General features: G+C 70.9%; 18 protein-coding genes. 7 read left to right on the top strand and 11 right to left on the bottom strand.

The window, feature by feature from the left end:
* Positions 1 to 509: 509 nt before the first annotated feature.
* Together H4F70_RS18180 and H4F70_RS18175 are read left to right on the top strand one after the other, a co-directional pair.
* Entirely contained in the window at positions 510 to 1697 is a 1188-nt protein-coding gene (locus H4F70_RS18180; RefSeq protein ID WP_182360515.1) for a trans-sulfuration enzyme family protein, read from the top strand.
* Positions 1698 to 1830: 133 nt separating this feature from the next.
* On the top strand, positions 1831 to 3468 hold the full coding sequence (locus tag H4F70_RS18175; protein WP_182358231.1) for an NTF2-like N-terminal transpeptidase domain-containing protein: 1638 nt from the start codon (positions 1831 to 1833) through the stop codon (positions 3466 to 3468).
* A 21-nt stretch (positions 3469 to 3489) separates the two neighbouring features.
* Here H4F70_RS18175 and H4F70_RS18170 read toward each other — a convergent pair whose 3' ends face one another.
* Complete coding sequence (locus H4F70_RS18170; protein WP_182358230.1) at positions 3490 to 4410, bottom strand: LysR substrate-binding domain-containing protein; 921 nt, start codon at positions 4408 to 4410, stop codon at positions 3490 to 3492.
* 278 nt (positions 4411 to 4688) lie between these two features.
* Here H4F70_RS18170 and H4F70_RS18165 point away from each other — a divergent pair, with 278 nt between their 5' ends.
* Positions 4689 to 5678 carry a YeiH family protein gene (locus H4F70_RS18165; RefSeq protein WP_235681601.1) on the top strand — a complete coding sequence of 330 codons (990 nt, stop codon included), beginning with the start codon at positions 4689 to 4691 and terminating at the stop codon, positions 5676 to 5678.
* A 6-nt stretch (positions 5679 to 5684) separates the two neighbouring features.
* Here the strand turns inward: H4F70_RS18165 and H4F70_RS18160 are convergent, their stop codons facing one another.
* The 3 genes from H4F70_RS18160 to H4F70_RS18150 form a co-directional block, all read right to left on the bottom strand.
* On the bottom strand, positions 5685 to 7157 hold the full coding sequence (locus H4F70_RS18160) for a peptide MFS transporter (RefSeq protein ID WP_182358228.1): 1473 nt from the start codon (positions 7155 to 7157) through the stop codon (positions 5685 to 5687).
* 301 nt (positions 7158 to 7458) lie between these two features.
* Positions 7459 to 7911, bottom strand: coding sequence for a DUF3054 domain-containing protein (locus tag H4F70_RS18155; RefSeq protein ID WP_182358227.1), 453 nt, complete (start codon positions 7909 to 7911; stop codon positions 7459 to 7461).
* Between the two features lie 128 nt (positions 7912 to 8039).
* Positions 8040 to 8591 (bottom strand): YceI family protein, encoded by a 552-nt coding sequence (locus H4F70_RS18150; RefSeq protein WP_182358226.1) that lies wholly within the window; start codon positions 8589 to 8591, stop codon positions 8040 to 8042.
* A gap of 172 nt (positions 8592 to 8763) precedes the next feature.
* Here H4F70_RS18150 and H4F70_RS18145 point away from each other — a divergent pair, with 172 nt between their 5' ends.
* Entirely contained in the window at positions 8764 to 8940 is a 177-nt protein-coding gene (locus H4F70_RS18145) for a hypothetical protein (protein ID WP_182358225.1), read from the top strand.
* An 8-nt stretch (positions 8941 to 8948) separates the two neighbouring features.
* Here H4F70_RS18145 and H4F70_RS18140 read toward each other — a convergent pair whose 3' ends face one another.
* Together H4F70_RS18140 and H4F70_RS18135 are read right to left on the bottom strand one after the other, a co-directional pair.
* A complete protein-coding gene (locus tag H4F70_RS18140) occupies positions 8949 to 10493 on the bottom strand; it encodes an adenylate/guanylate cyclase domain-containing protein (protein ID WP_182358224.1) in 1545 nt (514 codons plus the stop codon).
* Between the two features lie 82 nt (positions 10494 to 10575).
* On the bottom strand, positions 10576 to 11451 hold the full coding sequence (locus H4F70_RS18135; RefSeq protein ID WP_182358223.1) for a TIGR03619 family F420-dependent LLM class oxidoreductase: 876 nt from the start codon (positions 11449 to 11451) through the stop codon (positions 10576 to 10578).
* Between the two features lie 202 nt (positions 11452 to 11653).
* On the opposite strand from H4F70_RS18135, the gene H4F70_RS18130 reads away from it, so the two are divergent.
* Positions 11654 to 13063, top strand: a complete 1410-nt coding sequence (locus tag H4F70_RS18130; RefSeq protein ID WP_182358222.1) for a carotenoid oxygenase family protein — start codon at positions 11654 to 11656, stop codon at positions 13061 to 13063.
* Between the two features lie 126 nt (positions 13064 to 13189).
* Here H4F70_RS18130 and H4F70_RS18125 read toward each other — a convergent pair whose 3' ends face one another.
* The 3 genes from H4F70_RS18125 to H4F70_RS18115 all read right to left on the bottom strand — a co-directional run bounded on the left by H4F70_RS18125 (position 13190) and on the right by H4F70_RS18115 (position 16108).
* Positions 13190 to 14851 carry an FAD-binding dehydrogenase gene (locus H4F70_RS18125; RefSeq protein ID WP_182358221.1) on the bottom strand — a complete coding sequence of 554 codons (1662 nt, stop codon included), beginning with the start codon at positions 14849 to 14851 and terminating at the stop codon, positions 13190 to 13192.
* Positions 14852 to 15094: 243 nt separating this feature from the next.
* On the bottom strand, positions 15095 to 15619 hold the full coding sequence (locus H4F70_RS18120; RefSeq protein ID WP_182358220.1) for an RES domain-containing protein: 525 nt from the start codon (positions 15617 to 15619) through the stop codon (positions 15095 to 15097).
* 6 nt (positions 15620 to 15625) lie between these two features.
* On the bottom strand, positions 15626 to 16108 hold the full coding sequence (locus H4F70_RS18115) for a hypothetical protein (RefSeq protein ID WP_182346420.1): 483 nt from the start codon (positions 16106 to 16108) through the stop codon (positions 15626 to 15628).
* 120 nt (positions 16109 to 16228) lie between these two features.
* On the opposite strand from H4F70_RS18115, the gene H4F70_RS18110 reads away from it, so the two are divergent.
* Entirely contained in the window at positions 16229 to 16864 is a 636-nt protein-coding gene (locus tag H4F70_RS18110; RefSeq protein WP_182358219.1) for a maleylpyruvate isomerase N-terminal domain-containing protein, read from the top strand.
* Between the two features lie 23 nt (positions 16865 to 16887).
* Here the strand turns inward: H4F70_RS18110 and H4F70_RS18105 are convergent, their stop codons facing one another.
* Together H4F70_RS18105 and H4F70_RS18100 are read right to left on the bottom strand one after the other, a co-directional pair.
* Entirely contained in the window at positions 16888 to 17337 is a 450-nt protein-coding gene (locus H4F70_RS18105; protein WP_182358218.1) for a conjugal transfer protein TrbL, read from the bottom strand.
* 80 nt (positions 17338 to 17417) lie between these two features.
* A complete protein-coding gene (locus tag H4F70_RS18100) occupies positions 17418 to 17606 on the bottom strand; it encodes a hypothetical protein (protein ID WP_182360514.1) in 189 nt (62 codons plus the stop codon).
* Between the two features lie 112 nt (positions 17607 to 17718).
* Between H4F70_RS18100 and H4F70_RS18095 the strand changes: the two genes are divergently transcribed.
* Positions 17719 to 19059 (top strand): SAM-dependent methyltransferase, encoded by a 1341-nt coding sequence (locus H4F70_RS18095; protein WP_182358217.1) that lies wholly within the window; start codon positions 17719 to 17721, stop codon positions 19057 to 19059.
* Positions 19060 to 19076: the final 17 nt, after the last annotated feature.

Genomic DNA, 19076 nt, shown 5'->3' with positions numbered 1-19076 from the left:
GGACCGGGCCGCCGGCGCGGGAGACCACATCAATAATGCACATTCCCGTGGCGCGTGTCATATCTGAGTCCGATTGCGCAATCGGCGCCGCAACACGTTCGATATGGGCGCGGGGCGGGCGCCTCAGGCTGTGTCAAGAATGTCTGTGAACTGCCGTTTCAGCTGGGTCCGACGTGTTTCGAAATCGCCTACCAATGGGTAGTGGAATTGTTACCGGTAGGTACGGGAATCGCTACCGACGGGTATCCGGCGGCGTACCCGCCGGTAGCGATTCGGGTTCTGTAATAGACGACACATCGCGCGCCCGCCCGCAGGGCCGGCGGACCCGGACTTGGACGTCCGCCATGTCCGCCGCGGCCCCCGGGCCCGCACGTCCGCACGGCGGCCGGGCATAGATTGGTCGCGTGAACGCCGACGACCCTGACACGCATGCATCCGCCGCCCCCGATACCGCTGCCGGCTCCGGCCCCGATTCTCCCGCCGCGGCGCGGTGCTACGGATCCGGGACGATGCCGCCGGGCGCGCAGGCCGGGCCGATGACCACGGCCGTGCACGTGGGCAACGAGATCGACGGCGGCACGGGCGCGGTGCGCACCCCGCTGGTGCTGGCCAACTCGTACGCCCTGCCCTACGACCCGTCGCAGATGAGCTGGTCGGGCACCGACGTGCCGTTCTACACCCGCAACAGCGGTGTCAACCAGCTGGCGCTGCAGCGCAAGCTGGCCGCACTCGAGGGGGCGGAGGACGCGGTGGTGCTCGCCAGCGGCGTCGCCGCGCTGCACGGGATCTTCTTCACGCACCTGCAGGCAGGCGACCACGTGGTGGTGGCGGACGTGAGCTACGAGGCGATCTTCCGGCTGTTCTCCGACCTGCTGCCGCGCAAGTACGGCATCGAGGCCGACTTCGTCGACATCGCAGACCCGGAGGCGGTGCGGTCGGCGATCCGGCCGAACACGCGGCTCGTGCACCTGGAGACGCCCGCCAACCCCACCACCAAGATCACCGACGTCGCGGCGGTGTCGGCCATCGCGCACGAGGCCGGCGCGCTCGTCTCCGTCGATTCCACGTTCGCCACGCCGCTGCTGCTGCGGCCGCTGGAACTGGGCGCCGACTTCGCGGTGCACTCGCTCACCAAGTACATCAACGGGCACGGCGACGCGATGGGCGGCGCGGTGCTGGGGTCGCGTGAGCTGATCGAACCGATCAAGGCGGACGCGATGGTCGACGTCGGCGGCGTGATCAGCCCGTTCAACGCGTGGCTGATCGGACGCGGGGCGACCACCCTGCCGCTGCGCATGCGGCAGCACTGCGCCAACGCGCAGGCGGTGGCGGAGCTGCTCGAGGCGGACGAGCGGGTCGCCTACGTGTACTACCCGGGGCTGGCGTCGCACCCGCAGCACGAGTTGGCCGCGCGGCAGATGCGCGGCGGATTCGGCGGCATGCTGGCCTTCGCGGTCGACGGCGACTCCGACGCGCAGAACCGGTTCGTCTCCCACCTGCGTATCGTCACCTCGGCGGTGTCGCTGGGCCACGACGAGTCGCTGATCGTGCACGTCTCCGGCGACGGGCCGCGCACGGCGCCGTACCCGGAGGAGTTTCGGAAGTACGGTCACCTGCGGTTTTCCGCCGGGATCGAGGACACCGAGGACCTGGTGGAGGACATCCGCCACGCGCTGGACGCCACCTTCGGGGCCTGAACCGGACGCGCATACCGCGAAACACGCCGCGCCACGCCGTCGGGCGGGGGAACATGCAGGTGACGATGGTGTTCTGCACACCGCCCGGGCACCCTGCACCTGCAGAAGGGCACGGGCATAGGACAATCGTGGCGTGAGGAGGACATCGACGGTGGGAACCCGGGGGAGCAGGCGCCGCGCACTCGCGGTACTGGCGGTGGCGGCGGCGCTGGTGGCGGGCCTCGTCGCGTGTGCGGACACCCCGTCGTCGGCGGAGAACATCGTCCGGCAGTTCACTGCGTCGATGAACAGCCGCAATGCGGCGTCGGCCGCCAATCTCACCGACAACCCCGCGGCCGCGCGCCCGGTGATCGAGCAGATGCTCGCCGACCTTCCGGCCGAGGACATCGACTATTCGATCGAACAGGTGGCGACCACCGGCGGCCGGTCCGGCAACGTCAGCCTCGAGGCCAAGTGGGACTTCGGCGACGGCCGGACCTGGCGGTACACCACCGACGGGCAGCTCACCCAGCTCTCGATCGGCTGGCGGATCGTGTGGTCGCCGAGCCTGATGGTGCCCAATCTGGGTGTGGGCCAGACGGTGCACCTGAACCGCACCGACGCCGCGCCGCCCACGGTGCTCGACGCCGCGGGTGCGCCCTACATGCAGGAACAGAACGTGCACGAGGTGCGCCTCGACCCGGCGCAGGTGCGCGATCCGGCGGAGACCGCCCGGCGGCTCGCCGCGGCGCTCGCCCCGGTGGCGCCGCTGGTCACCGACGCCTCGCTCACCTCCAAGCTCGCGGACGCGCAGGGCAAGACGGTGGACGTGGTGGCGCTGCGCGACGGCGACTACGCGGTGCTCAAGAGCACCCTGGACTCGATCCCGGGCGTCGTGGTGGCGGAGGAACCGCAGCTGGTGCTGGTCAACAGGCTGGCCTCCTCGCCGGTCACCTCGGCGATCGCCGCGCGGTGGCAGGCCAGCCGCGACGCCACCGCGGGGTGGGAAGTCACCATCAACGACCCGGACGGCACCCGCCACCGCGTCGCCGGGGAGCAGGGGCCCCCGCCGCCGGACCTGGCCACCTCCGTGGACCCGCACGTGCAGATCGCCGCGCGCAACGGGGTGGTGGGGGTGGCCCCGCCCGCGGCGCTCGTGGCGTTCCGGCCGTCCACCGGACAGTTGGTGGCCGTGGCGCAGAACAACCAGGCGCAGCAGGAGGAGGGCATCGTCGCGCTCGAACAGGCCGATGAGCCGGGCGTGATCTTCCAGGCGTTCCTCGACGCCGCGGGGGTGGACCAGAACGACGAGGACGCGGTCACGAAGGCGGCGCGCCAGCTCGGCATCGGCGTCGACATTCCGGTGCCCGGGCTCGAGGTGAGCACCGGGAACGCGGGCGACGACGGCGTCACCGCCACCACGTACGGCATGGCGGTGGCGGCCGCGACCATCTCGGTGGGCGCGCTGCCGCACCCGGTGCTGTTCGCCGGCGACGCGGGCGCCCCGCAGGGCGACCCGCCGGCGCTGCCCGGCGAACTGCGCGACAAGTACCGCACCTTGATGCACGAATCGGTGCAGACGGGCGCGCTGACCTCGCTCCGGCGCCATGAGGGGCTCGACGCGCTGACCGGTCAGGTCGTCAGCACCAAGCCCAACCCGCCCAGCTGGCTCATCGGCATCAAGGGCGACCTGGCGTTCGCCGTCTACGTGGCGTCCACCGACGGCGCCTCCAACGCGGTGATCGTGGCCGACCAGTTCCTTCGGTGGTTGGAGCGGCCGCCGTCGGAGTAGGCCGCGCCGGGTCGCCCGCGCTCAGTGTTCGGGCAGGTAGTGCGGCAGCCGTGACCGCCGGGCCTGATTGACCAAGTCGCCGGCGGGGCCGCCCAGGGTGCGCGGCGCGCGCCACACCGCGCGCAACGTCCTGCGCAGATCCAGGTCCTGCACCTGGACCTCGTGCAGCATGCCGCTGGCGATCCACGGCGCAGTGGCCAGGGTCGACAGGACCGCGGGGCCCACGCCCGCGAGCACGCTGGTGCGCACGGCCGCGCTGCTGCCCAGCTCGAGCAGCGGGGCCGGCCGCGGGAAGTCCGCGAGGGCGACGTCCAGCGTGGTGCGCGTGCCCGAACCGGCCTCGCGCACCACCAGCGGGGCCGCGGCCAGCTCGGTGACCGTGAGCGGGCGGCGCAGCCGGGCCCACGGGTGATCCGGGTGCACGATCACGGTGAGCCGGTCCTGGCCGACCACCGTCGCGTGCAGGCCCTTGGCGACGTGCGGGGACTCGATGAAGCCCACGTCGTGCCCGCCCGCGAGGACCGCGGCCGCCACCTCCGTGGAGTTCTGCACGCGCAGGTGTACGCGCACGTCGGGGTGCTGCTCGCGGAACGCGCCCAGCCACGACGGGACGAGGTGTTCGGCGACGGTCATCGACGCGCCGATGCCCAACTCCGATTCGCGCTCGCCGCGCAGCGCGGATGCGGCGTCGAGCAGACGCTCCGCGTCGGCCAGCAGCTCCCGGGCCCAGTGCGCGATCACTGTGCCCTGCGGCGTGAGGCGGGAACCGCGGGGTTGCCGGTCCAGCAGGGGCAGCCCCAGCCTGCGCTCGAGCCCGCGGAGCCGGCGGGTGGCATTGGGCTGGGCCATCCCGATGCGACGGGCCGAGGCGCCCAGGCTGCCGAGGTCGTCGATGCCGACGAGCAGCTCGAGCACCGTGAGGTCGGGCCACTCCTTCGTCATGCGTCGATCGTATGCCTCCGGGATGAGACATGCCGTGTTGATATGCGTCCATCCGGTTTCGGGGGCTACTGGACGGGGCGGATCCGCAGCAACCTGGAGGCATGACGCAAGCAGATGTGGACACCGGGGCCCGCGAGCCGGCGGGCGCCACGCGTGGCGCGGGCACGAACACCGACCGGAAAGGTGCGGGCAGGCCGTCCGTGCCGCAGCGCCTCGCGGCGTGGGGTCGCGACGCGCTGCCCGGGCTCGCCGTCGTGGCGGTGTGCACCGGCCTGGCGATGCTCATCGGTCAGTTCACCCCCACAGTGAGCCCCCTGCTCATCGCCATCGTGCTGGGGGCGGTGCTCGCCAACGTCGTCCCGCTGCCGCAACGCATCGAGCCGGGGCTGACCTTCTCGGCCAAGCGGCTGCTGCGCGTCGGCGTCGCCCTGCTGGGGCTGCAACTGGTGGTCGGCGACATCCTCGACCTGGGCTGGGGAGTCATCGGGCTCATCGTGGCGGTCGTCGGCCTGGGCATCGTCTTCGGCATGTGGGCGGGAAAGCTGCTGGGCCTCACTTGGACCCAGCGCCTGCTCATCGCCTGCGGGTTCTCGATCTGCGGTGCCGCCGCGGTGGCCGCCGCCGACGGCGTGGTGGATGCGGAGGAAGAGGAGACGATCACCGCCATCGCGCTCGTCGTCATCTTCGGCACACTCATGATCCTGGCGATCCCGCTGCTCACCGACCTGACCGGGATCACCGACGAGCAGGGCGGCCTGTGGGCGGGCGCGTCGATCCACGAGGTGGCCCAGGTGGTGGCGGCCGGTGGGGCGATCGGCGGCGGCGCGCTGGCCGTGGCGGTCGTCGTCAAGCTGGGGCGCGTGCTCATGCTGGCCCCGGTGCTCACCGCCATCGGGCTCATGCGCCGACGGGCCGACAGGGCGCAGGCCGCCTCCGTGGATACGGGCACAGGTGCCGGCGCGGAGGCCGGGGACGGGGCTGCCGAGGGTGCGCCCGCCGCGGTGAAGCGTCCGCCGCTGGTGCCGCTGTTCGTCGTCATGTTCATCGTGTTCGTGGCGATCAGCTCGACGGGGATCCTGCCCGACCCGGTGCTCTCGGTGGGCAAGACCGTCGAGACAGCGCTGCTCACGGCCGCGATGTTCGCGCTGGGCACCGGCGTGCGGGTGGCGACGATGAAGAAGGTGGGGCCCAAGCCGTTCGTCCTCGCCCTGGTGCAGACGGTGTTCGTCGCGGCCCTGGCGCTCGGCGGGGTGCTCATCCTGACGTGACGCCCCCTACTTCACCCCGCTCATGAGCTTTTTGATCCACGGCGAAGCGACCGCCAGCACCACGCCGACGGCCACAGCGACGAGCCCCAGCGTGGCGAAGTACGGCGCCTCGTTGTCCTCGTCGTAGTAGCGGGCCAGAGTGCCGGACAGTGCGGTGCCGAGCGCCACCGAGAGGAAGAACAGCGCCACCATCTGCGTGTGGAATGCCCGGGGTGCGAGCTTGGTCGCCAACGACAGGCCGACGGGGGAGAGCATGAGCTCGGAGGCCGCGAAGATGCCGAGGATGAGCACGAGCCCCCACACCGGCGCGGTGTTCTGTCCCGCCGGCATGAGCAGGAACAGCAGGAACGCGACGCCCATGCCGCCGGTGCCCATCGCGAACTTGATGGGTGTGGCGGGCTGCCGGTCGCCCATCTTCGTCCACATCGCGGCGAAGGCGCCGGCGCCGACGACCACCCACACCGGTTCGATGGACTGCACCCATGACACGGGGAACTCCCAGCCGAACAGGTTGCGGTCGAGCCGCTTGTCGCTGTAGATCGTCAGCACCGTGAAGATCTGCTGGAACAGCGACCAGAACACGACCGAGGCGAGGAACATCGGCATGAACGCGATCACGCGCCGGCGCTCTACACGGGTGACCTGGCGGCTGGCGAGGATGACGAGGAAGTACAGGAGCGTGGCCGCGGTGGCGATGCCGACGACGATGTCCGAGAGCCTGTCGGCGGTGATGACTCCGGTGAGGGACAGGACGGCGACGATCACGATGACGGCGACGGTGCCGCCCGCATAGGCGAGGCGCTGATTGCGGCTGAGCGGGTCGCTGGGCCGGGCACCGACGCCGTGCAGGTTGCGTCGGAACACCGTGTACTGGATCAGTCCCAGCGCCATGCCGATGGCCGCGAGCCCGAAGCCCCAGTGGAAGCCGGCATTGTCGCGCAGCAGCCCGGTGAGCAGCGGGCCGACGAGTCCGCCGATGTTGATGCCCATGTAGAACAGCGAGAACCCGGCGTCGCGTCGCTCGTCGTGCTCGTCGTAGAGGTCGCCGACGAGGGAGGTGGCCGTGGCCTTGACGCCGCCGCTGCCGAACGCCACCAGCACCAGGCCGACGCCCACCCCGAGCAGGCCCGGCAGCACCGACAGGGCGATGTGCCCGCCCATGACCAGGATGGCGCTGTAGAACAGCGTGCGCTCGGAGCCCAGCACCCGGTCCGCGATCCATCCGCCGACGATCGTGGAGATGTAGACCATGCCGCCGTAGGCGCCGACGATGCCGGTGGCCGTGTGCTCCGAGATCCCCAGCCCGCCGTCGGTGGTCTGGTAGTACAGGTAGATCAGCAGGATCCCCTGCATGCCGTAGAAGGAGAACCGTTCCCACATCTCGACGCCGAACAGGTTGGTCAGCGCCAGCGGCTGTCCGAAGAAGGCGCGGTCGGAGCGGTCGGCCTCCGGGGGCGGGGGCGAGGGCGCGGTACTCATGGGGACAAGCGTGGCACTGGTGGCCGCGCGGCGGGGGCCTTGCCGGCAAGTTCGCGCGGGGCGTGCACCGTTATGAAAGTGTTACCCGCGTTCCATCGAGAAGCGCACCGCGCACCGGAGTACGCCTCGGATGTCCGCGACATGTGGACCCGTGCGGCGGCGATTCCCGGCTTGCGCGGGTGCTTGGCGCTGCGTGCGCTGCGTGCGGTGAGCGGGCGTGCCGGTCGAGCGTATGCGCTTACCGCCGGTTCCCCGCCGGATCCGGCGGGGCGCGCATGCGCTCGCCGGGGGCACCGCGGGCTCACCGTCGGCGCGCCGCGACGAGCTGCGCCAGCAGCCGCCAGCCCACCAGTGTGAGCAGGTTGAACAGGGTCGCCACGATGACGAAGGCGAACGCGGTGCCCTCTCCGGTGACCGCGCGCAGCAGCATTCCGCACAGGACCGTCGCGACCCACACGGTGACGCCGGCGGGCCAGGCGCGCTGGGGGCGCACGGTGCGTCCGCCGCGGCGGGACAGGGCGTACACCACAACCCAGCCGACGGCGAGGCCGACGAGGAACGGCCACGCGGTGGACAGCGCGCCGACGACGCCGTTCGCCTCGTCGTGCGACTGCCGCCCGATCGCGGCGAACAGGATCACGAGCCACGCGTCGGTCACGGCGGCGACTGCGACGACCGCGGGGGTGACGACGGCGCCCCACGGGGCCTTGCCGTCGGGCGTCGCAGTACCGGTGCGTGCTCCGTTATCGCTCACGGGCACCACCGTAGTCGGCGACGGCGGGGTGCTCGTCAGACGCCTGCGCGCGGCCGCCGGGGTGCCGGGGCCGCGCGCAGGCGGGGTCGGGGGCCGAGGGGATGGGAGCCCCCGACGGTCGGGGCCGGTCAGGCGGCCAGCCGGGCCTGGGCGTCGATGCTGATGGTGATCTTGTCGCCCACGGCCGCGCCGCCGCCGTCGAGCGGCATGTCGAGCGTGATGCCGAAGTCCTTGCGGTTGAGGACGGTCGACGCCTCGAAACCTGCGATGGGGCCGTCGCCGGTGCCCGGGTTGACGCCGGTGAGCTCCAGGTCCATCTCGATGGGCTTGGTGACGCCACGGAGCGTGAACTCGCCGGTGAGCACGTGCGCGTCGCCCTTGGCGCGGATGCCGGTGGAGCGGAAGGTGGCGACGGGGTGGGTCTCGACCTCGAAGTAGTCGGCCGAGCGCACGTGCGCGTCGCGCTGGTCGTTGCCGGTGTTGATGGAGCCGACGTTGATGTCGGCCACCACGGTGGCCTCGCCCTCGTCGCTGATGGTGATCTGGCCGGTGAACTCGTCGAAGTTCCCGCGCACCTTGCTTACCATCATGTGCCGCACACTGAATCCGATGCTGGAGTGGACGGGGTCGAGGTTCCAGGTGCCGGCGGTCAGTCCCGCGTCGCGAACGGATGTCGTCATGGTTTGTTTCCTCCGCAATGATTGACGTTTCAACAAGGCTAACCGGAGAGGACGGCGATGTAATCCCGTAGTGACGAACGCCACTGCGGACGCACGGTGCGATGCGATGCGGGCGGTACGGTGACGGAGTCTGCGACGGTTGAGGGGGACGGTTGAGAAAGGGGCGAGGGCAGTGGTGATGGGCGGCGGGCCCAAGTGGGCCCCGGGGCACAGCAAGGAGACGCAGCACGCGATGCTTGCGGAGGAGCAGATGATCGCCGAGCGCAACCGTCGGCAGACCGAGGCGATACAGCGCTTCCTCCGCCGCATGGTCCGCGGCGTGCGTGGGCTGTTCACGCGCGGTGGCTGACTCGGCGGCTACCGCACCTGCAGCCCGACGAGGTCCGGCGGGTACGACGAGCGCCGCGGCGTCGCCAGCCGGGTGCGGGCCCCGCGCCCGCGCAGGAGCACCCGTTCGCGCAGGCGCCAGTGCGACTGTTCCGACGGGCCCGCGGCGTCGATGGTGCGCTGCGACGCGAGCACCCGGCCCGGGCGCTTCTTCGCCAGGTCGGTGAGCCGGGCCGCTTCGTTGACCGGGTCGCCGATCACCGTGTACTCGTAGCGGTTCGACGCCCCCACGTACCCGGCCACGACGGGGCCGGAGGACACGCCGATGCCCGCGTCGGCGATGCCGAGCCGCATGATCTCGGTGCGCAGCTCGCGGGCGGCGCGCAGGGCCGCCCCGGCCGGGTCGCCCAGGTGCTCGGGGGTGCCGAAGATCGCGAGCGCCGCGTCGCCCTCGAACTTGTTGATGAACCCGCCGTTGCGGTCCACCACGTCGACGGCCACGCGGAAGAACTCGTTGAGCATGCCGACGACCTCGTCGGGGTGGTGGACGGTGGCCAGCCCGGTGGAGCCGATGATGTCGGTGAACAACACGGCCACGTCGTCGATCTCGCCGCCCAGTGCGGTGCCCTGCTCCACGGCGTGCCGTGCGACGTCCTCGCCGACATGCTTGTTCAGCAGGTCGCGCACCAGTTCGCGCTCGGCCAGCCCGGCCACCATGCGGTTGAAGCCGGCCTGCAGCTTGCCGATCTCCGAGCCGTCGTACACGCTCACCCGCGCATGGGTGGACCCGTTCTCGACCTCGCGCATCGCATCGCTGACCTGCCGGACCGGATCGGCGATGGAGCGCACGACGTAGAGCATGCCCACGCCGCCGACCGCGATGGCGAGGACCCCCAACGCGAACACCGCCGAGCCGATGGAGCCCGTCTGCCGGTCGCTCAGGCCGACGGCATCGGGGAATGCGAGCAGTACGATGCCGAACACCGGCATCGCGGAGCTGAGAGCCCAGATCACCATCACGCGGGTCTTGACGCCGGACGTCCGCCAGGTCGCGCCCGGGTCGGATGCAGCGGCCAGGGCGACCAGCCCGCGCAGTTCCCGCTCGCCCATCACGTAGGCGATGGCGCACGCCGTGGTGGCGCCCATCGTGATCGTGACGGTCACCAGTGTGACCAGCTGCGTGCCGCCCTGGAGGTTGGTGGCCAGGAAGACGACGAGGCCGACGGCCCAGGTGGCCACCTGCACGGCCAGTTGGCGCATCGGCTGTCGCAGGGTGGCGCGCCGTTCGCGCGGCGTGGGCGGCCCGCCGCGGGCCGTCCACGCCAGGATGGGCCGGCCCGCGATGAGCCCGCCACCGAGGAGCATCACCGCCGCGATGGGCATGAAGATGAAGAAGACGACGGCGTTGGCGCGGTCGAGGCGCAGTGGGGTGACACCGGTGGGCAGCGGCAGCACCTCCAGCACCAGGAGGAACACCACGACGCCGCCGATGAGGTGTGCAAGCATGAGCTTGGCCGCGTAGGCCAGGACCGGCCGGCGCACCAGCTCGCGGACCTGCAATGCTTGCATTTGCATACACCCAAGCTAACGGTTGCGTGCGTCGGCCGCCACGCCGTGACCGGTGGGATCGTTCACGTCGGCCCCACCGGGCGGGGGATCAGCCGCACCGGGCGATGACCTTGTCGGAGAACTTCCGTAGCGCGGTGATCTTCTCCTCCAGCGGCTGGGTGTCCTGCTCCATCTGGTACGGCATGCGGAACCCGACCGTCACATCGGTCACGCCCTTGTCTTCGAGACGCTTGACCCCGTCCACGGAGAACGCGTCGATGGACGCCACGTGGATCTCGAACGGATCGTCCTCCTTGCCCTCCGCCTTGCGCACCGCGGCCAGGCGGGTGAGGATCTCGTCGAGCTCGTCGGTCTTGCCGCCGGCGTGCATCCATCCGTCACCCAGGCGGACGGCCCGGCGCAGCGCGGCGTCGCTGTGGCCGCCGACCAGCATGGGGACCGGCTTGGTGGGCACCGGGTTGATCTTGATCGACTGCAGGTCGTAGATCTCGCCGTGGTGCTCGAAGTACCCGCCGGAGGTCAGCCCGCGGATGATCTGCATGGCCTCGTTCATCCGCTTGCCGCGCTTGGGGAACGGCACCCCCATCACGTCGAAGTCCTCCGGCCAGGGGCTCAGACCCACGCCCAGGCTCAAGCGGTTGTCGTAGAGCGCGGCGATGGACGCGGCCTGCTTGGCGACGAGCACGGGCGGACGCACCGGCAGCTTGAGCACGAACGGGACGAAGCGGATCCGCTCGGTGGCCTGCGCCATCGCCGTGATGAGGATGAACGCCTCGATGAACGGCTTGTTCTCCAGGAACTCGCGGCTGCCGTCCGGGGTGTACGGGTAGGTGGAGTCGGAGACCTCGGGGTAGCAGATGCTGTCCGCCACGGCGAACGAGTGGTAGCCCGCGTCCTCGGCGGCCTGCGCCAAGGGCACGTAGTACTGAGGGTCCGTCATGGCATCGGCAAAGGTGAATCGCACGCGCTGCTCCCGGGGTCGTGGGGGGTCATCGGATATCCGGTCCGTCGCGCCATGCTAGGCCGGACTGGTGTCCAGTGGGTGCGCGGTATGTGATCAGTGGGACAAATGCCCGCCGCGGAATCGCCGGAACCCGCATGACGGCGCCGTTGCGCGCGCATAATCGGAGCCGACGTCGCCGGACGGCACCTTTCGAGGAGAGACGATGACCGCATTCGACGAGTTGCCCGCCCCGGTGGACCCGGCCACGAACCCGCACCTGCGGGGGGTTTTCGAGCCGCAGCGCGCCGAGATCGACGCCGTGGAGCTCGAGGTGCAGGGCGAGCTGCCCACCACGCTGCGCGGCAGCTACCTGCGCAACGGCCCCAACATGCGCTTCGACCCCATCGGGTCGTACTTGTACCCGATCGACGGCGACGCCATGGTGCACCGCATCGAGCTCGACGGCGGACGCGCGCGGTACCGCAACGCCTTCGTCCGCACCCCGGCGCTGGTCGCGGAGGAGGCGGCGGGGCGTGCACTGTGGCCGGGGATCATGACGCCCTACCGGCCGGGCCCGGAGCTGGTCGGCGACGACCTGGCCTACAGCGACCGCGACCTGCCGGACATCAACGTCGTCCGGCACGGCGGGCGGCTGCTGGCTCTCGCCGAATCGGCCCCGCCGTTCCGCCTCGACCCGGCAGACCTGCGCACGGTGTGCAAGGAGACCTTCGACGGCGCCGTGCCGGCCGGGCTCACCGCGCACCCCAAGGTGGATCCGGCGACGGGGGAGATGTTCTCGTTCTGCTACTCGCTCGAGGCGCCGTACCTCACGTGGACGGCCATCGGACGGGACGGCGTGCCCACGCGACCGGTGACGACGGTGGACGGCCTCGACGCACCCGTGATGATCCACGACATGGCGCTCACCGCGACGTATCTGGTGGTGCCGGTATGCCCGCTGGTGTTCGACATCTCCGCGGCCATGGCGGGCGGGTCGGTGCTGCAGTGGCATCCGGAGGCGGGGGCGCGGATCGCGCTCATCCCCCGCGACGGCTCGCCGGTGCGCTGGTGCGCCGACGAGGCGTTCTGGATGTGGCACACCGCGAACGCCTACGACGCCGGTGACGGCACGGTGGTGCTTGACTACGTCCAGTGGGACCACCCGGGGATCGTGGTCGGAGCGCAGGAACCGGCCGCCAGCGCCCTGGTGCGGGCGGTGCTGGACCCGGCGACGGGGCGGATGACGCGCACCGAGGTGGCCGGCGGGACCATGGAGTTCCCGCGCATCGACGACCGCCTCATCGGGCGTCCCCACCGTCAGGTGGCGACGGTGGGCGAGAGCGACGGATCGGACCTCGTCGGCGGCGACGCGGACCTGCTCCGGTGGTACGACCTCGACACGGGTGCGGGCGTCACGTGGGGCGACGCTGCGCTGTCGTTCGGCGAACCCGTGCACCTGCCCGCCGACGATGGGGCGCACTACTGGGGCTGCATCGTCACCGATCGCAGTGACCGGACCAGCTGGTTCCACGTGTTCGACGGCGAGGAGCCGGCCGCGGGCCCGCGCGCCCGGGTGCGGCTGCCGCACCGGGTGCCGGCGGGGCTGCACGGGGCCTGGCTGCCAGGGGAGTGAGGGCCCCGCCCGTTTCCGCGCCTACTCAGCAGTACGGGTACGGATCCGCGGCGCGGCCGTACCCCTACTGCTGAGTAGCCGCCGCTGTGGTCGGCGTTCAGGCGGATTCCTCGGCGCGTTCGGCCGCTATCCCAAGTCGCGCGCCAGCGCCCGCCCCGCGGCCCGGCCGGAGAAGATGCACCCGCCCAGGAACGTCCCCTCCAGCGCGTTGTACCCGTGCATCCCGCCGCCGCCGAACCCGGCGACCTCCCCGGCCGCGTAGAGCCCGTCGAAAGCTGTGCCGTCGGACCGCATGACCTGCGAATCCAGGTTGGTCTCGAGGCCGCCCAACGTCTTGCGGGTGAGCAGGTGCAGCCGCACCGCGATCAGCGGGCCGTGCGCCGGGTCGAGCAGCTTGTGCGGCCGGGCCACCCGCGTGACCTTGTCCGCCAGGTAACTTCGTGCGTTGCGCACGGCCATGAGCTGCAGGTCCTTGGAGTAGGTGTTGTCGAGCTCGCGGTCGCGGGCCAGCACCTCGCGCTCCACCTGTGCGTAGTCGAGCGTGGGGCCCGAGCCGATGGCGTTCATGCCGTCGACGAGCGCGCGCAGGTCGTCACGCACCACGAAGTCCTCGCCGTAACGCATGAAGCTGTCCACCGGGCCCGGGGCGCCCTTGCCCACGCGCCCCAGCAGCAGCTTGAGGTCCTTGCCGGTCATGTCGGGGTTCTGCTCGGAGCCCGAGAGCGCGAATTCCTTCTCGATGATCGACTGCGTGAGGATGAACCACGTGTGGTCGTGCCCCGTGCCCAGGATGTGCTTGAGAGTGCCGAGCGTGTCGAACCCGGGGAACAGCGGCGTCGGCAGGCGTTTGCCCTCGGCGTCGAGCCACAGTGACGACGGCCCGGGGATGATGCGGATGCCGTGGTCCGGCCAGACGGGGTCCCAGTTGACGATGCCCTCGGTGTAGTGCCACATGCGGTCGCGGTTGACGATGTGGCCGCCCGCGTTCTCGGTGATCTCCAGCATGCGGCCGTCGACGTGCGCGGGGACCCCGCAGATCATGTTCTGCGGCATGCGCCCAAGCCGGTCGACGGGCCAGTTCTTGCGCACCAGCTCCTGGTTGCCGCCGATGCCGCCGGAGGTCACCACCACCGCCTGCGCCCGCAGTTCGAACTCCCCGGCCCGGTCCCGGTTGGACTTGACGCCCCGCGATTCGGTGGACGGGGCCAGGACGGTGCCGCGCACGCCCACCGCGGCGCCGTCCGAGGTGATCACCTCGTCCACCTGGTGCCGGTGCCGGAAGGAGACCAGCCCCCGCTTGGCCGCCGCCATCACGGGCTCGGCGAAGATGCGCACCACCTCGGGGCCGGTGCCCCACGAGATGTGGAAGCGGGGCACCGAGTTGCCGTGGTCCAGGGCGGTGCCGCGCCCACGCTCCGCCCAACCGACCGTGGGCATGAACCGCATGCCCAGGTCGTGCATGTAGGCGCGTTTCTCTCCCGCCGCGAACTGCACGTAGGCCTGGGCCCACTGCCGCGGCCAGCGGTCCTGGTCGTCGCGGTCGAACCCGGCCGAGCCGCTCCAGTCCTGCAGCGCCAGGTCGTAGGAGTCCTTGATGCCCATGCGCCGCTGCTCGGGACTGTTGACCAGGAAGATCCCGCCGAGCGACCAGAACGCCTGGCCGCCCAGGTTCGCCTCGTTCTCCTGGTCCACGACCAGCACCCGCTTGCCCGCGCGGGTGAGCTCGTAGGTGGCGACCAGGCCGGCCAACCCGGCCCCCACCACGATCACGTCGGCGTCTTGGGTCATCTGCGCTCCTCGGGGTCGGGCGGGCCCTGCATGCGGTGAATTGGGCGGGTGTCCGCCCGGCCATTGAAACGTATCGAGTTCGCCTGTGGAGCGGAAGAGGCGACACCCGGGCGCGGCCAGTTCAGCATCGTGCGGTGCGTTTTTCGGTGATCCGGGGCGCGCGGGCACCGAAGAACGTACCGCGCGGCGATAGCCTCGGTGCATGGATGCCGATTACCGGATGCCGGTCGACGAGGTGCGCCGTCAGGTGACCATTCCGCGCGGCGGGGGCGGGACGGCGTCGACGCGCGTATGCTGCACCGCCGTCAACCCCGCGGGGAGCCCGGATCCGAGGAATACGGCCAAGACGAGGCTTTGCCGGCGAGCGGCGCTGATCGTGACCAGCCCGGAGAACCCTTGTGCGTGCAGTTTTTCACCGACGCGCTGAAACCGCCGCCACTCCTTCCGGTCTGGGGACGGCGGCGGGAGGTCGACCCCGTCGAGACGTTCCTCTGTGGACAGGTCGGCGACAGTGAGCGTGGCGACGTTGTACTCCCATACGTCCCTCGGCAGCGTCTCGGCCGGCGGTATTCCGAGCTCGGCGAGGTGCCGATACCACTCGGCCCACATGCCATCCCGGTCACCCGAAAGATAGAGCGCGTCGACCACGGTGCCGCGCTGCCACCGGTTGTCCGACGGCGGCTGCGGACGGTAAGAGGGGCGTCCGCAGCCGGGGATGTGGCGCCACCATGCGCCGGAGACGGTGGTGGCTTCAACGTCGAAGCGCACCGGCAGTTATGCGGCGCCGGGCGATTCGAGGCTGCTGATCAGCCGCAGCACTTCCCGGGATTCGCCTGCCGCGATGGCTTCCACCGGAGTCTGCTCGTCAAGTGCTGCATTCGGCTTGATCAACCATACGGGGATGTAGTCCTCGTTGAGGACACGGCCGATGCGTTCGTTGACAGCGCTGAGCTCAGCCAGGCGCCGCGCACGCACACCCGTCGGCGTCGTGCCGCCCGTGACCCAGGCGTGCACCGTGCGTGTACTGACCCCCACCGCATCGGCGATGACGTCTGCCGGCAGGACTGCCGCAATTCGCTGAGCCTCGCCGCGAAGACCAGAGCGGCCTTTCTTCGCGCGGGATGGCGACGCCGACGTGATCTTGAACTTGCCCCCGGTGGCCTGCCCCGGCTTCATTCTGGTCTTGGCCGCGCCATCGGGGGCTGCCGCGCGACGCTTCCGCGTCGTCGCCGTGCCCCTTTCGTATGCGGTTTCCATATCTCCCAGGCTACGCGAGACTGCAGTGATTCTGCGGCGAAACTGCGCAGATTACGCGGCACGGCTTCACGATGACGGCGGTTCCGCGGAAGACGCGCCGCCCGGCGATAGCCTCGGTGCATGGGCGACGACTTCGACGAACTGGTCGACGAGGTGCGCGCGTCGGGGGAGCGGCTGCGGGCCACACTCGCCGGCATGACCGAGCAGCAGGCGCGGGAGGCGTCGCGGCTTCCGGGGTGGACGCGGGGGCACGTGGTGACGCACCTGGCGCGCAATGCGGACGCGATGTGGCGGTTCGCGCGCGGCGTCATCGACGGCGCACCGGCGCCGGAGATGTACCCGGGCGGGCCGGAGGCGCGGGCGGCGGCGATCGAGGAGGGCGCAGACCGGCCGGTGGAGCTGCTGCGGGCGGACCTGCAATTCTCCGGTGTGCGGGCGGCCCGGGCGATGGGGAGCATCGACGCCGCATCGCTGGACACGGACATCCGCTGGAAGCACACGGTGCCAGCGCGGATGATCCCGGTGCTGCGGTGGCGTGAGCTGGAGATCCACCATGTGGACCTGGGCCTGGGGTACGCCCCCGCGGACTGGCCGGCCGCGTTCGTCACGCGCACCCTGGCCACCGAGCTGCCCGCGCTGCGCGGCACCGGATGGGACGGCGAGGCGCCCGACCTGCCGGAGGCGGAACTGCTCGCCTGGCTGATCGGGCGCCCCACCAGCGAGGGTCTGCCCGCGGTGCCGAGCTGGCCGTACTGAGCGACCCTGCCGAAAATCCCGGCTCAGGCCCCCGGCTTGTAGACCATGAGGAACACCGTCGCCAGGAACAGCAGCGCGATCGCTCCGCCGGATCCGGCGACCTTGCCGATCAGCGCCGACGCGGATTCGCCGGCCTTGAGCTTCTCGACCGCCGAGTCGAGCGCGGGCACCACCACGATGAGCGCGACGACGATGGCGACGAACCACAGGATCAGCGAGATCCAGATCCACGGCTCGGAGAACGACGCCACCGTCTGATCGTTCCAGGGGTACTTCGACGACATGAGCCCGAAACCGAAGATCACCGCCAGGAACGACGCGTACGAGTAGATCCGCGTGGACTTGGACGACGTGGCGACGGCGCCGGCGTCGCCGGTGCGCAGCCCGCGCGAGGCGGTCGTGGTCGCGTGGATCAGCGGGCCGATGGCGAAGATGGCGAACACCAGGTGCAGCGCCAGCATGATCTTGTACATGCGATCTACAGTAGCGAAGGGTGTGGTTGTCGACCTTTACGCTTCCCCACGGCCCGGTGGGGGAGTGCGGAAGTGTCGCGTCAGCTTCGGGGCAGGTCTCCCAGCGCATCGCTGAGGCTGCCGACCCCGGGCATCCCACCGTCGTTCCCGCCCGACAGTTCCGGCGGCACGCTCAACGTCGGGCCGATCTGCGCCGAACTGTTGAGACCCCACCCGGCCACGGCGCCGTCGGCGGTGAGTGCCAACGAATCGCATCTGCCGACGGAGATTGCCGTGACGGTCTCGTCGGTGTGAAGTCAACCGTTCCGTGTTGCTCCAGCACAATGCCCCGACTTCCCGGAACCGCTCCGAACGGCGCTCCGCCGGAGCACAATCGTCTCTGTGGGTTCGGTAGCGACGGGCATCCTGGCGACGTTCGAGGACGTGCTCAAGGCGCCGCTGCCGCTGCGGCTGGCGGCCTGGGACGGCTCCGAAGCGGGACCGGCGGACGCCCCGGTCCGCGTGGTGTTCCGAAATCGCCGCGCGCTGCGCCGCATCCTCTACTCGCCGGACGAGCTGGGCCTGGCGCGCGCCTATGTCTCCGGAGACCTGCAGGTGCAGGGCAGCGTCTTCGACCTGCTGGACATGCCGCAGATCATCGAGAGGGTCTCCAGCCACGGAGTGCGCGGCGTCGACGCGCGCTCGATCCGCAGGGGCGTCGCGCGCATGATCCGCCACGGCGTCATCGGGCCGCCGCCGCGGCCGCCCGCGACGGAGCTGCGCAGGCGCACGGGCGGCCGGCACAGTGCGCATCGCGACGCCGTCACCGTCTCCTCGCACTACGACATCGGCAATGAGTTCTATCGGCTGCTCCTGGGGCCGACCATGGTGTATTCGTGCGGGTACTGGGCCGAAGGGTGCGGCTCCGTCGACGACGCCCAGTGGGCCAAGTGCGAGCACATCAGCCGCAAGCTGGGGCTGCGGCCCGGGATGCGGCTGCTCGACGTGGGCTGCGGCTGGGGCACCATGGCCATCCACGCCGCGCGCGAGCATGGCGCGCGGGCGGTGGGTGTGACAGTGAGCCGCGAGCAGGTGGACCTGGCGCGCCGGCGGGTCGCCGAGGCCGGCGTCGAGGACCTGGTGGAGATCCGCCTGCAGGATTACCGCGAGGTCCGCGACGGGCCGTTCGACGCGATCTGCTCCATCGGGATGGCCGAGCACGTGGGGCTCGAGCACCTGCGGGTGTATGCGGACGACCTGTACGGACTGCTGTGCGACGGCGGCCGGCTGCTCAACCATCAGATCTCCTCGGTGCGGCCGCTGCCGCCGGGCCACTCGGCGCGGGCGCGCGTGCAGGGCGGGGCGCGGGTGATGTCCTCGGGGCACAGGGCCGCGCGCACCTTCATCGACCGCTACGTGTTCCCCGACGGCGAGATCCTGCCGCTCAGCGCCACCGTCGACGCGCTGGAGCGGGGCGGTTTCGAGGTGCGCGACGTGGAATCGCTGCGCGAGCACTACGCGCTGACGCTGCGCGCCTGGGTGGCGAACCTGACCGCGCAGTGGGATCGGGCGGTGGCGCTGGTCGGGGCCGAGCGCGCGCGCACCTGGCTGATGTACCTTGCGGCCAGCGCCATCGGCTTCGAGTATCCGCACCGGCTGGGGCTCAACCAGACTCTGGCGGTGCGTCCGGGCCCGGGCGGCGAGAGCGGCATGCCGCGCACGCGCGGGTGGATGTACGGCTGACCGGGTACCTCGGCGCG

Origin of the sequence: Tomitella gaofuii (assembly GCF_014126825.1) — a bacterium.
Lineage (GTDB): Bacteria > Actinomycetota > Actinomycetes > Mycobacteriales > Mycobacteriaceae > Tomitella > Tomitella gaofuii.
This window is presented reverse-complemented; position numbering and strand designations above follow the sequence as displayed.

Coding starts and splice junctions, on each gene's coding strand:
- H4F70_RS18130 (WP_182358222.1), top strand. CDS start 11,654: ATGACCGCATTCGACGAGTTGCCCGCCCCGGTGGACCCGGCCACGAAC.
- H4F70_RS18170 (WP_182358230.1), bottom strand. CDS start 4,410: ATGACGAAGGAGTGGCCCGACCTCACGGTGCTCGAGCTGCTCGTCGGC.
- H4F70_RS18110 (WP_182358219.1), top strand. CDS start 16,229: ATGGGCGACGACTTCGACGAACTGGTCGACGAGGTGCGCGCGTCGGGG.
- H4F70_RS18180 (WP_182360515.1), top strand. CDS start 510: ATGCCGCCGGGCGCGCAGGCCGGGCCGATGACCACGGCCGTGCACGTG.
- H4F70_RS18150 (WP_182358226.1), bottom strand. CDS start 8,591: ATGACGACATCCGTTCGCGACGCGGGACTGACCGCCGGCACCTGGAAC.
- H4F70_RS18160 (WP_182358228.1), bottom strand. CDS start 7,157: ATGAGTACCGCGCCCTCGCCCCCGCCCCCGGAGGCCGACCGCTCCGAC.
- H4F70_RS18125 (WP_182358221.1), bottom strand. CDS start 14,851: ATGACCCAAGACGCCGACGTGATCGTGGTGGGGGCCGGGTTGGCCGGC.
- H4F70_RS18165 (WP_235681601.1), top strand. CDS start 4,689: ATGCTCATCGGTCAGTTCACCCCCACAGTGAGCCCCCTGCTCATCGCC.
- H4F70_RS18105 (WP_182358218.1), bottom strand. CDS start 17,337: ATGTACAAGATCATGCTGGCGCTGCACCTGGTGTTCGCCATCTTCGCC.
- H4F70_RS18140 (WP_182358224.1), bottom strand. CDS start 10,493: ATGCAAATGCAAGCATTGCAGGTCCGCGAGCTGGTGCGCCGGCCGGTC.
- H4F70_RS18115 (WP_182346420.1), bottom strand. CDS start 16,108: ATGGAAACCGCATACGAAAGGGGCACGGCGACGACGCGGAAGCGTCGC.